Annotated in this window: 9 protein-coding genes; 7 read left to right on the top strand and 2 right to left on the bottom strand. The window is 44.4% G+C overall.

The window, feature by feature from the left end; genetic code table 11:
• Together KIT51_12875 and KIT51_12880 are read right to left on the bottom strand one after the other, a co-directional pair.
• Nucleotides 1-1,647, bottom strand: a complete 1,647-nt coding sequence (locus tag KIT51_12875; protein ID UYN85761.1) for a ribulokinase — start codon at nt 1,645-1,647, stop codon at nt 1-3.
• Nucleotides 1,648-1,717: 70 nt separating this feature from the next.
• Nucleotides 1,718-3,250, bottom strand: coding sequence for an alpha-N-arabinofuranosidase (locus KIT51_12880; GenBank protein UYN88586.1), 1,533 nt, complete (start codon nt 3,248-3,250; stop codon nt 1,718-1,720).
• A 198-nt stretch (nt 3,251-3,448) separates the two neighbouring features.
• Here KIT51_12880 and KIT51_12885 point away from each other — a divergent pair, with 198 nt between their 5' ends.
• The 7 genes from KIT51_12885 (at nt 3,449) to KIT51_12915 (ending at nt 12,155) form a co-directional block, all read left to right on the top strand.
• Nucleotides 3,449-4,144 carry an NUDIX hydrolase gene (locus tag KIT51_12885; protein UYN85762.1) on the top strand — a complete coding sequence of 232 codons (696 nt, stop codon included), beginning with the start codon at nt 3,449-3,451 and terminating at the stop codon, nt 4,142-4,144.
• A 196-nt stretch (nt 4,145-4,340) separates the two neighbouring features.
• Complete coding sequence (locus tag KIT51_12890) at nt 4,341-5,921, top strand: aldehyde dehydrogenase (NADP(+)) (GenBank protein UYN85763.1); 1,581 nt, start codon at nt 4,341-4,343, stop codon at nt 5,919-5,921.
• Nucleotides 5,922-5,927: 6 nt separating this feature from the next.
• A complete protein-coding gene (locus tag KIT51_12895) occupies nt 5,928-7,643 on the top strand; it encodes a dihydroxy-acid dehydratase (GenBank protein UYN85764.1) in 1,716 nt (571 codons plus the stop codon).
• A 13-nt stretch (nt 7,644-7,656) separates the two neighbouring features.
• Entirely contained in the window at nt 7,657-8,490 is an 834-nt protein-coding gene (locus KIT51_12900) for a fumarylacetoacetate hydrolase family protein (GenBank protein ID UYN85765.1), read from the top strand.
• Entirely contained in the window at nt 8,490-9,803 is a 1,314-nt protein-coding gene (locus KIT51_12905; protein ID UYN85766.1) for a gluconate:H+ symporter, read from the top strand. Before KIT51_12900 ends, KIT51_12905 begins: the two co-directional genes overlap by 1 nt.
• A gap of 16 nt (nt 9,804-9,819) precedes the next feature.
• Nucleotides 9,820-10,962: a Gfo/Idh/MocA family oxidoreductase gene (locus KIT51_12910; GenBank protein ID UYN85767.1), complete on the top strand. Its 1,143-nt coding sequence runs from the start codon at nt 9,820-9,822 to the stop codon at nt 10,960-10,962.
• Nucleotides 10,963-11,132: 170 nt separating this feature from the next.
• Complete coding sequence (locus KIT51_12915; protein UYN85768.1) at nt 11,133-12,155, top strand: LacI family DNA-binding transcriptional regulator; 1,023 nt, start codon at nt 11,133-11,135, stop codon at nt 12,153-12,155.

The following is a 12,155-nucleotide window of genomic DNA, read 5'->3' on the forward strand; positions in this document are numbered from 1 at the left end:
TCAATGGTTAATACTTCCCTCAATGTAATCCCCAAGCTGGCAATAGGTTTTGTACATCTTCGTATATACAGAAACATTTTTAGCATTGGGCTGATAAATTTTTTCAAAACCATTGCTCATGGCTTTGCTCGCTTGTGTAACACTACCATACAATCCGGCAGCTGTTGCCGCATACATGGCTGCACCCAATGCAGGGGCTTGATCAGAAGAAGCTACTTTAATGGGCATGTTTAATACATCGGCTAACGTCTGCATGATGAAGGGAGATTTTTTGGCAACTCCCCCCACTCCTACTACCGATTTTATTTCAACACCTTCTTCCTTAAAACGGTCTACAATTTTCCTGGAACCGAAACAAATGGCTTCAATAAGTGCACGAAATATTGCAGGCGCGTTCGTACCTAAACTAAGATTGATGATTGCCGTTTTCAATGCCTGGTTGGCATCGGGCGTTCTTCGGCCATTGATCCAATCCAGTGCTAATGGTGCTGATTCACTGATCGGAAGCTTTTCAGCTTGAAGTGATAGCGCAGTAATGATTTCGTCATTGAGTTTTTCTCTGTCGGTAACCGACACCGAAGAAAGATTGTCAATTGGCCATGCAACGATATCACGGAACCACGCCAGCATATCGCCAAAGGCCGATTGCCCAGCTTCCAGACCAATCATACCAGGAATGACTGAACCATTTACCTGGCCACAGATTCCCTTTACCGTATCACTCACTTTTCCTTCGGGTGAAACAATAATGTCGCAAGTTGAAGTACCCATCACACGTACCAAGGTATATTCTTCCACTTCTGCACCAACCGCACCGGCATGCGCATCAAATGTTCCGACAGCTAAAATTGTATCCGTTGTAAGCCCAAGTTTCTTCGCCCACTCATCTGAAAGTTTTCCTGCAACCTGATCGGAAGTATAGGTATCTTCATAAAGATTTTTTCGTAACGCTTTAAATGTTGGATCAAGTTGTTCCAGAAATTTTTCATCAGGTAAGCCGATCCAGCTTTCATGCCACATGGCTTTGTGTCCGGCTGCACACCTGCTTCGCTTAAAAGATTTCAAATCGGTACTTCCTGTAAGGATGTAGGTCATCAAATCGCAATGCTCCATCCAGGAGACTGCGGCATTTTTCACCTTTTCATCTTCCCGGATAATGTGAAGAATTTTCGCCCAGAACCATTCCGATGAATAAATGCCACCTTCAAATCTCGTGTAGTCAATTCCACCCCAACTTCTTGCCAGTTGATTTATTTCTTCTGCTTCCTTAATGGCGGTGTGATCTTTCCATAACACCATCATGGCATTGGGGTTATGTTCGAATTCCGGCTTCAGGCACAAAGCAACGCCATGTTCATCAACCGGCACAGGAGAAGAACCAGTAGTGTCGATGCATATTCCCCTTATCGAACTCCGATCAATACCGGAAGTCTTCACCACTGCCGTAATGGTTGATTCAATCCCTTCAAGGTGATCCAGAATGTGTTGCCGAAACATGGATTGAGCCGCATCGCAATACTTTCCTTCACGCCAACGCTTGTACCAATGGACGTGCGTGGCCAATGTTGTTCCATTGCCAGCGTCTACCAGAACAGCCCTTACCGAATCTGTACCAAAGTCCAATCCTATTACGTAATTCGTTTTCATAAAGCAACTTTATAAAAAGCGCAATCGTTTGTTGACTTGAGGTAAAAAAAAAGCCCACGCATAACTGATCTTACTTGATCTCCAACACGACAACAGAGAACGGAGGCATATCAACCAGCACGCTGGATTTTGATGCCTTGAATCCTTTAAATTCCTTTTGTTTAATTTTTTCCGGATTATCAAAGGTATTGTGATCCTGTGCCTTGGTTGAGCTTAGAATAGTTCCTGTAACTTTTTTAAAGTCGTAGCCGCGTAGGTCAACATTCACCGAGTGTTTCTTAGCATAATCAATATTCACCAGCGAAACATGTATTGCACCAGTTGCATCTTTTGAGGCTGAAATTGAAATAGCCGGCACTTTTTTGTCTTTGTGGGTATAGTCAACATTGTTATAATTCACCGGTAACCAGGTGGCATCCTGATGGACATTGTACATGGTAAGCACATGGTATGTTGGCGTCAGGAGCATTTTCTCCTCGTCTGTAAGGATAACAGCCTGCAGCACATTAATTGTTTGTGCAAGGTTGGCCATGCGTACTCGATCAGAATGATTGTTAAAGATGTTTAGCGTAACGCCTGCTATCATGGCGTCACGCATGGTATTTTGTTGGTACAGAAAGCCCGGGTTTGTTCCGGGTTCTACATTGTACCATCCACCCCACTCGTCAACTATTAACCCAACTTTCTTTTGCGGATCGTATTTATCCATTATAGTAGCGTGGCGGGTTACCAGTTCGTCCATGCGAAGGGCCCGTTGCATGGTAGTCATGTACTCTTCTTCCGAAAATTCGGTAGCCGATCCTTTATTATTCCAATCAATTACCGAATAGTGATGTAGGGCTACGCCTTCAACCAGGTTTTTTGGGATATCACGCATCAACACTTCCGTCCAATGATAATCGGCCACGTTTGCACCGGACGCAATACGGTAAAACTCTTTACCATCCATAAAGGTGGCAAACTGCTTATAAATATTGGCGTAGTATTCGGGTGTCATATTACCACCACAGCCCCACGCTTCATTTCCAATACCCCAGTATTTTACTTTCCAGGGTTTTTCACGGCCATTCTTTTTTCTCAACTCGGCCATAGGACTTTGGCTCTCATGGGTGGTATACTGAATCCAATCGATAAACTCTTGCACCGTACCTGTTGCCACATTAGCTGCCAGATAGGGTTCGGTATTTAGCTCTTCGCAAAGGTTTAAGAAATCGTGCGTACCAAAGCTATTATCTTCTATAACCCCACCCCACCATCGGTTAACAAGCGTTGGTCTTTCTGATTTAGGTCCAATACCGTCCTTCCAATGATAGGTGTCAGCAAAACAACCACCCGGCCATCGCAGGTTGGGTATCTTCATATGTTTCAGCGCTGCAATGACGTCCTTTCGCACACCATCAACATTTGGAATCTTTGTGTTATCCGGCCCTACGTAGAAGCCTCCATAAATACATCGGCCCAGGTGCTCGGAAAAATGGCCGTAAATATGTTTACTGATTTGTTGCTTGCCCTGATCGGCATTTATGATTGCCGTTACTTCAGCAGTTTGTGCAAGCAAAATTGTGTTGCACAACCAGATCATAGTCACAGTTAGCAACCTCATTCTTCGTTGGATAAAATACTTTAGCATAGCCTTACCGGTTAACGTGGTATTAAATATAAAATAAATGTACTTAATACATTTATTAAAATCCACATAATTTATTTTAACGGCATGAACAACATATGACCATTAACCTATATTTTCGCCACAGCTTTTTACAATTTGGCGGGCATACTGTTGCCAAGGCGGTCAATAATTATGATCCAGAAGTATAAAAATGAGGAGAAGGTACTTGTTGCGGTGGACTGTATCATCTTCGGGTTTGATCAACAAGATGAAGAATTAAAAATACTGCTGATAAAAAGAAATTTTGCCCCTGAAAAGGGCAAGTGGTCTTTAATGGGCGGCTTTCTTCATGCTGATGAGACACTGAAGGATGCCGCTACACGTATCCTACACTCCCTCACGGGATTGCACAATGTATACCTTGAACAGTTGAAGGCCTATAGTGAAATTGATCGCGACCCGGTTGAACGTACTATTTCCGTTACATATTATGCACTTATTAATATTGAGCAACATGATGTGGAGTTGATTAAGAAATACTCTGCCCGCTGGTTTAAAATGTCGAATTGCCCAAAATTGATCTTCGACCATAACGAAATGGTTAACGATGCCATTGAACGCCTGCGTTACCGGGCCACCACCCAACCAATTGGCTTCGAATTACTGCCCGCGAAATTTACCATGCGGCAGCTGCAGAAACTCTACGAAGAGATAATGGATGAAAAACTTGATAAGCGCAACTTTACAAAAAAGATCAACTCATTCAATATTCTTGAAAAATTGAAAGAAAAAAACAAAAAGTCATCTAAGAAGGGATCGTTTTTATACAAATTTAATCAGCAGAAGTACCAGCAGAAGGTTAAGAATGGATTTGGTTTCAAGATCTGACCATTTCAGCTTCATTTCAATTACCTCCCGGTACCTTCTTCATGTCAAACCTAACCGCAAAGTATCAGCCCTCGAATCGATAATTATACAGCAGAGTACAAAATTCTGCTCCGAAATCTTTTGAACAAAAGATGGAATTGAAAGTATTACCTTTTGGTGCATTTTACAAGCATTGAACAACTATGAATTTTGTTGCATGAAACCTGAAGGAAAAAATATAATCGGCAATCTGATTTCAGGCGAGAGCCACACCTCGTTTTATGCTGTTAATCCGGCTACAACAAAAAAAATAGAACCGCCCTTCTTCGAAGCCACTTTCCATGAAATTGACAGGGCGGTAAAAAAAGCAAGTGAAGCATTTCAGGTTTACCGAAACATTAGTGGTAAGAAACGAGCCGAATTTCTGGTTCGCATTACCGAAGAAATAATAGCGCTTGACAAAGCGCTGATCGAACGTTGCATGGAAGAAACCGGGCTGCCCGAGACGCGGTTGTTGAATGAGCGTCAACGCACGGTCAATCAGCTTAACATGTTTGCTTCCCATATTAAAGAAGGTTCATGGGTTGATGCCCGAATAGACTATGGTGACCCCGAACGGAAGCCCCTACCTAAACCGGATATCCGAAGCATGCAAAAAGCATTAGGCCCTGTGGGCATTTTCGGATCCAGCAATTTCCCCTTTGCATTTTCCGTTGCCGGTGGTGACACCGCTTCCGCACTGGCAGCCGGATGCACGGTTGTCGTTAAGGCACACCCTGCACATCCCGGAACAAGCGAACTGGTTGGCCATGCCATTCTTCAGGCTATAAAAAAATGCAATATGCCGCATGGAACCTTCTCCCTGCTCCAGGGTCAATCACATGAGGTTGGATTAGGTCTTGTCCGCCACCCATTAATAAAAGCAATTGGTTTCACAGGTTCGTTCCGTGGAGGAAAAGCGTTGTTCGATGAAGCTGGCGCGCGACCTGAGCCCATACCCGTGTATGCAGAAATGGGAAGTACAAACCCGGTGTTTATTCTCCCGGGTATAGTACAGGAAAAGAGAAACGACATTGCGCGCGATCTTGCCGCCTCCGTAACGCTTGGAGTAGGCCAGTTCTGCACTAACCCGGGATTGGTTTTTATAGAGAAATCTGAAAATGCCAACGAACTAACCGCCACGCTATCAAAGCATATTGCTGATACTCCTGCAGGCACGATGCTCACTGAGGAAATCCGCACCAACTTTCAGCACGGTACAAATCTATTGCAAACCATTACCGGGGTTGATGTACTTGCTGCTGGTAAAAGTTCTGATTCTGGTTTTACAGCCTCAGCTCACGTATTTGAAAGCGATGTCAAAAGTTTTCTAACCAATCCAACGCTGCAAGAAGAAATATTCGGCCCATCAACCCTGCTGATCTCGGCTAACGACAGAAACGAAATACTTCTTGCTGCTCAAAAACTACACGGTCATCTTACCGCAACAATACACGGAACACCTGATGACCTCCGAGAATATGCCGACCTGATTCAAATACTGGAACAAAAAGTAGGCAGGCTGATAATCAATGGTTACCCAACCGGAGTGGAGGTTTGTGATGCTATGGTCCATGGTGGTCCTTTTCCCGCAACTACCGATAGCCGTACAACTTCTGTTGGCACGCTGGCAATCACCCGCTTTACCCGGCCGGTATGCTACCAAAACTTTCCGGAAGTATTACTGCCAAACGAATTGAAAACTGATAACCCTGATCAACTCTGGAGGTTGGTTAATGGTAAATATGCAAAACAGTAAACAAACATGGACAAAAAATTAAGAAGCTACGACTGGTTTGGGAAATCTGATAAGATGGGATTTGTTCATCGCTCGTGGCTGCGCAACCAAGGCTATCCGGATGATTACTTCAAAGATAAACCCGTCATCGGTATTTGTAACACCTGGTCGGAGCTTACACCTTGTAACGGCCACCTGCGCGATTTTGCTGAAATTGTAAAACGTGGCGTGCGCGAAGCCGGTGGATTTCCGCTGGAGTTTCCTGTCACTTCGCTTGGCGAAACCATCATGCGGCCCACCACCATGCTCTTCCGCAATCTTGCCAGCATGGATGTGGAGGAATCCATTCGTGCTAACCCAATCGATGGTGTTGTCTTACTGACGGGTTGCGACAAAACAACTCCCTCAACCGTAATGGGTGCCTGCAGCGTGGACTTACCCACCATTGTAGTGCCCGGTGGGCCGATGTTAAACGGCCGCTTCCGCGGAGAATGCATCGGCTCAGGATCCTTCAACTGGATGATCAAGGAAAAACGATCTGTTGAAAAATATTCTGATGAAGACATTCATGAAGCTGAAGTTGGTGCTGCCCGAAGCCAGGGACATTGTATGACTATGGGCACTGCATCAACTATGGCCTGTATGGTAGAAGCCCTGGGTTTAACCCTACCTGGAGCGGCCGCTATCCCTGCAGTTGATGCCCGTAAAAAAGTAATGGCACATCTTTCCGGAAGAAGGATTGTGGAGATGGTGAAAGAAGATTTAAAACTTTCCAAAATCTTAACACGGCAAGCTTTTGAAAATGCCATTGTGGTAAATGCCGGTGTGGGCGGATCTACCAACTTCATTATCCACCTTTTGGCTATTGCCGGAAGAATGGGTGTTGACCTTAAGCTTGAAGACTTTGACACGATTGGAAGCAAAATTCCGTTGCTCGTAAACCTTAAACCGTCAGGTAAATACCTGATGGAAGATTTTTACTATGCCGGGGGCCTTCCTGTAGTGATAAATGAGCTCAAAAGATATCTCCATACCAGTTCCATCACCGTTAACGGAAAAACAATCGGTGAAAACAATGTCAATCCGCCTTGCTACAACCGCGAAGTAATCGCTTCATTGGATCAACCCCTGCAACCAGAATCCGGTATAGTGGTGTTAAAAGGAAACTTGTGTGAAAACGGGGCGGTAATCAAACCCTCTGCTGCTTCAAAAGAATTAATGAAGCACCGTGGCCGCGCGGTAGTATTTGAAACCATGGACGATTACCATGCGCGCATTGATGACCCGGATCTTGATATTGATGAAAGCTGCGTGATTGTACTGAAAAACGTTGGGCCGGTCGGTTATCCAGGTATGCCTGAAGTTGGAAATGTTGATCTTCCCGAGAAGCTTCTTCAAAAAGGCGTGCGCGATATGATCCGGATTTCTGACGGGCGCATGAGCGGAACGGCTGGTGGAACAGTAGTGCTGCACGTATCGCCAGAATCGGCCATTGGTGGTACACTTGCACTCGTTAAAAATGGTGATATAATTGAACTGGACATTGAAAACCGAAAACTTCACCTCGATGTAAGTGATGAAGAACTAAAAAAACGAAAAGCCAATTGGACGCCTCCCCCTCCGCATACCGAACGAGGGTATGTTAAATTTTTCCTTGATCATGTTCAGCAAGCTGACTTAGGATGTGACTTAGATATTTTACGGGGCGGATCAGGAAGTGTGGTTAAAGGGGATTTACATTAAATGGAAAATAGCTATGAGAGTTTATAAAACCATTTCGGGTATATTGATTGAAAATAAAGACAATTTTTTCCTATACCAGGAAGACTGGGATAAATTCATTAACAATGATCATTTGTTTGATAAACTTCAGCAAATCATATCTGTAAGTTCCCCCACACATCAGGCAACGGAGCTTATCAAGAATTCAGTTCTTGCCCCCATTGCCAATCAGGAATTGTGGGCATGCGGTGTAACCTACATGCGCAGTAAAGTTGGAAGACAGGAAGAATCAAAAACTTCTGGTGGTGGCGACTTTTACGCTCGGGTTTACGAAGCGGAAAGACCTGAAGTGTTTTTCAAATCAACTGCTCACCGTGTTGTCGGGCATGGAGGCAAGGTAAGAATCAGAAAAGACTCCACCTGGGATGTACCTGAACCTGAACTGACCCTGGTGGTTACTTCCTCCGGAAAAATTATTGGCTATACAATAGGCAATGATATGAGCAGCAGAAGTATTGAAGGCGAAAATCCGCTCTATCTTCCACAAGCCAAAACGTATGATGGCTGTGCCGCCATTGGCCCGTGTGTGTACGTTACCGACACACCCATCAAGCCTGAAACAGTAATTCATCTGGATATTCTTCGTAATGGTGACACTGTATACACGGATTCCATCGCCATTAACCAAATGAAACGGTCTCTTGAAGAGTTGGCATCATTCGTTTACCGCGAATGTTCCTTTCCTTATGGATGCCTGATCATGACGGGGACCGGTATTGTTCCTCCAAACGACTTTACGTTAAAATCAGGTGATGAAATCAGGATAAAAATCGGTAGTATAGGTACGTTAATAAATTTTGTCAGCTGATGCCGCTACTCATTATTGCGTTTGGTGTTGCCCTGCAAGTTTATCTTACTTATAAGAAAATCAGCCCGTTTTTATCGTTGCTGATTGTTGCCATTGTCGTTGGCCTTCTGTTAGGCATGCATCCTTCTGACTTGGTCGTTTCTATTGAAAAGGGCGTGGGGAGTACACTTAGCGGATTGGCGCTGATCATTTGCCTTGGTGCTGTGTTGGGAAAAATTCTGGAAGCCAGCGGAGCCATTAATCAAATCACATCCAACCTTATCAGAAATTTTGGTGAACGTCATGTGCAATGGGCTGTATTGCTAACAGGTTTTCTGGTAGGTCTTCCGCTTTATTACAATGCGGGTTTTATCATTCTTGTGCCTCTTGTTTTTTCGGTAGCGCGAAGAACGGGCTTACCCTTATTGTATATTGCCATACCAACAGCCGCTTCGCTTTCCGCAACACATTGCTTTCTTCCTCCTCACCCGGGCCCGGTTGTTTTAGTTAATGCTTTTAATGCCGATTTAGGTCTAACACTGGTTTATGGCTTAATCCTGGTAATCCCTATCGTAATTATTGCGGGTCCGTTTCTTGGCAAATTATTAAAGAATATCGGAGCAACCGCCAACGGAAATTCATTCCATGAGCAGCCGGTTGAACCAACAAACCCACCCTCACCTTTTGCAAGTTTTATCATTGCTTTAATGCCGGTATTGCTTATTTCCTTAGCAGTAGTTGTTGATACTTTCTTTAAATCAGCAGGAACCATCTATTCAATCATACAGTTTTTCGGAAACCCAAATATTGCATTACTGACTTCTGTTTTACTGGCCGTTTACTTTTTTGGAACGCGAAGGGGTACGGATATGCACACCATTATGGAATGGTTAACGGAAGGCATCTCTGGCATTGCCATGATACTATTGATCATCACCGCAGGAGGAGTTTTAAAGGAAGTTTTAATCGACAGCGGTACAGGGAAATACATCACTTCCTTTAGCAGTGAGTGGCAAATCAATCCATATCTTTTCGCGTGGATCATTACCGCGCTCCTTCGTATCGCGCTTGGTTCTGCTACGGTGGCAGGCTTGACAGCTGCAGGAATTGTTTCCCCCTTGGTATTAAGTGGTGTAGTATCGCCTGAACTAATGGTGCTTGCGGTGGGCTCTGGAAGTGTGTTTTGCTCGCACATTAACGATACCGGCTTTTGGATGTTTAAGGAATTCTTCAACCTGTCGCTAAAACAAACCTTCATGTCATGGACAGTAATGGAGTCGCTGATGTCAGTATTAGGCTTATTGGGCATACTTGTGCTGCAACAATTTGTTTAACCAAACAACCCTGCTTATGGATACAACTTCAACGCATGCCGACTCAAGAAGAAAGTTCATTTACAACCTTGGCCTTACAACATTAGGCCTTACATCGTTTGCTTCAGTTTATTCGTGCAGTAGCAGTACTAAAAAAGAAAGTAAAGGAACATCCATGAACCGCGATAAAGAAAAGCTTGGGATTGCGCTGGTGGGTTTGGGCGCTTATGCTGGCGGCCAGTTGGCGCCTGCCCTTGAGCAGACCGAATATTGTTACCTGGCAGGAATTGTTACCGGTACGCCATCAAAAATCCCGCAATGGAAAGAGAAGTATAATATTCCCGATAAGAATATTTATGCATACGAAAACTTCGATAGCATTAAAGACAATCCTGACATTGACATTATTTATGTTGTGCTTCCCAACTCCATGCATGCCGAGTATACCATTAGAGCGGCCCAGGCAGGTAAGCATGTTATCTGTGAGAAACCCATGGCCATTACCGTTGAGGATTGTGATCGAATGATTGAAGCGTGTAACAAAGCCAACGTGCGTCTTTCCATCGGCTATCGACTGCACTTTGATCCTTATCACCGTGAGATGATCAGACTCGCCAACGAAAAAGTTTTTGGCGAGCTGACGGATCTGACCTCATCCTTTGGCTTTAAAGCTTCGGTCGGAATATGGCGATTGAATAAAACGCTTGCCGGTGGTGGCCCCTTGATGGATCTTGGCATCTACAGTGTTCAGGGTTTTTGTTACCTCTCCGGCATGGAGCCCATTGCGGTTACGGCTAAGGAAGGACCAAAAACCGATCCGTTGAAATTCAGCGAAGTTGAAGAATCACTCACGTGGGAATTTGAAATGCCCAATGGACTTCGGGCTAAAGGTAAAACCAGTTACTCAGAAAACATGAACGTGCTGAGAGCTGAGGCCGAAAAGGGTTGGTTCCAACTTTCTCCGGCATTTAACTACGGTGGATTGCAAGGTGAAACGTCCGCTGGAAAAATGGAGATTCAGCCTGTGAATCAACAAGCCAAACAAATGGATGACTTTGCGATAGCCATCCGAGACAATCGCCCTTCTCCGGTACCCGGTGAAATGGGAAGGCGGGATGTGAGGTTACTACAGGCGATTTATGAAGCTAAGCGGACAGGAAAACGGATTGAATTGGTCTAAAAAAAGCCGAATTCAATAAAAAAAAGTCAAAGAAGCTTGCTATGAAGTAATTTGAGTTATGAATTTGATAGTCTTACTGAGAAATATTAATGCAACCGATTGCATTTAAGTGTTTTTATTAATGATTTTTTTGCGATTTTTAGTGTTAATTTGTCATGTAATCGATTGAAATGACTCACCACAAAGAAGTCACCATTTACGATATAGCAGAGGCCCTCAACGTTTCCCCTGCCACGGTAAGCCGCGGACTGAAAGATCATCCCGGACTCCGAAAAGATACAAAAAGAAAAATTCTGGATACCGCTAAAAAGATGGGGTACCAGTACAACACCTTTGCGAGCAACCTCAGGCGAAAGAAAACCAACACGATCGGTGTCATCGTTCCACGCCTGAACAGTTACTTCATGTCCACCGTAATTGCCGGTATGGAAAAGCTGGTGAATGAAAACGGGTACAACCTCATCATCTCGCAATCGCAGGAATCCTTCAAAAAAGAAATTGCTGGCGTGAACACCATGTATAACAGCCGCATTGATGGCTTGATGGTTTCACTTGCGTACGACACGAAAGACACAGAGCACTTTCAAGCCCTGCTGACGAAAAATATCCCAATCATTTTCTTCGACCGTATTCTGGAACACGCTGGCTGTACCAGTATTGTTATCGATAACCACCAGGCTGGCTATGATGCCACCAAACATCTTCTTGATCAAGGATGCAAACGCATTGTTCATCTTTCCGGAAGTTTAAACCGCAATGTATATGCCGATCGACTAGACGGATACAAACAAGCGCTACAGGAAAGAGGCATTGCATTTGATCCGGAACTGGTGATCAGCAACAACCTGAGCGACATGGGAGGTGAAGAAGCAGCCCGACAAATTTTAGAAATGAATGAAAGGCCCGATGGTGTTTTTGCCGCCAACGACACTTCGGCAGTTGCCTGCATGCGCGAACTGAAACTAGCAGGAATAAGAATACCTGAGGATATTGCTTTTGTCGGATTCAACAACGATCCGGTATCGAAAGTGATTGAACCCAACCTGACCACCGTAAATTATCCGGGTCAGGAAATGGGTGAAGTAGCAGCCGCTACCTTGTTGAACAAGCTAAATAAAAGCAATACAGCAAACCTAAACACCATTGTGTTGCGCCATGAATTGATTATCCGTCAATCTTCCCTGAAGAAATAG

It is taken from the genome of Cyclobacteriaceae bacterium (genome assembly GCA_025808415.1).
GTDB lineage: Bacteria > Bacteroidota > Bacteroidia > Cytophagales > Cyclobacteriaceae > UBA2336.

Bases quoted from the DNA above. Each gene is read 5' to 3' on its own strand.
- KIT51_12885 (UYN85762.1), top strand. From the start codon at position 3,449: ATGATCCAGAAGTATAAAAATGAGGAGAAGGTACTTGTTGCGGTGGAC.
- KIT51_12905 (UYN85766.1), top strand. From the start codon at position 8,490: ATGCCGCTACTCATTATTGCGTTTGGTGTTGCCCTGCAAGTTTATCTT.
- KIT51_12890 (UYN85763.1), top strand. From the start codon at position 4,341: ATGAAACCTGAAGGAAAAAATATAATCGGCAATCTGATTTCAGGCGAG.
- KIT51_12915 (UYN85768.1), top strand. From the start codon at position 11,133: ATGACTCACCACAAAGAAGTCACCATTTACGATATAGCAGAGGCCCTC.
- KIT51_12900 (UYN85765.1), top strand. From the start codon at position 7,657: ATGAGAGTTTATAAAACCATTTCGGGTATATTGATTGAAAATAAAGAC.
- KIT51_12895 (UYN85764.1), top strand. From the start codon at position 5,928: ATGGACAAAAAATTAAGAAGCTACGACTGGTTTGGGAAATCTGATAAG.
- KIT51_12880 (UYN88586.1), bottom strand. From the start codon at position 3,250: ATGAGGTTGCTAACTGTGACTATGATCTGGTTGTGCAACACAATTTTG.
- KIT51_12875 (UYN85761.1), bottom strand. From the start codon at position 1,647: ATGAAAACGAATTACGTAATAGGATTGGACTTTGGTACAGATTCGGTA.
- KIT51_12910 (UYN85767.1), top strand. From the start codon at position 9,820: ATGGATACAACTTCAACGCATGCCGACTCAAGAAGAAAGTTCATTTAC.